This is a genomic window from Methanocalculus chunghsingensis (assembly GCF_018132105.1).
Lineage (GTDB): Archaea > Halobacteriota > Methanomicrobia > Methanomicrobiales > Methanocorpusculaceae > Methanocalculus > Methanocalculus chunghsingensis.
This window is the reverse complement of record NZ_JWHL01000046.1, coordinates 1-357: the sequence shown is the minus strand read 5'-3', so window position 1 is coordinate 357 and position 357 is coordinate 1. Positions and strand designations below refer to the sequence as shown.

1 protein-coding gene is annotated in these 357 nt (G+C 47.6%); it reads right to left on the bottom strand.

Annotated features, from left to right (window positions below; translation table 11 throughout):
* Positions 1–255, bottom strand: a 255-nt coding sequence (locus RJ53_RS11530) for a hypothetical protein (protein WP_211531785.1), incomplete at its 3' end; no start/stop codon positions are given.
* Between the last annotated feature and the right edge of the window lie 102 nt (positions 256–357).

Genomic DNA, 357 nt, shown 5'->3' with positions numbered 1-357 from the left:
GAAGGTTTCACCTGTCGATGTGGTTGCGATATTGGCTATACCGAGATCGACTCCGATGATCTCCTCAGGCTCAATCTGTGGTTCTTCAGGTACGTCTACCACGATCAGGAGAAAGAACTGGTTTTTGATGAGGGCGAGATCAGCCTGACCCTTTACTCGTTTGAGATCGAGAGGCTGGTATCTGCCGTATGACATCGATACCATCTCTCTTCCGTCAAGTGTCAGGATAGAACAGGTATCAGGAGTCTTTATCACCAGGATACGTTGATCGTAGATGATTGCTCCATGAGGCCTGAACTCATGGTAACCGGATCGATCCGCAAGATAACTTTCGGATACTTTGCCAACGAATTACCA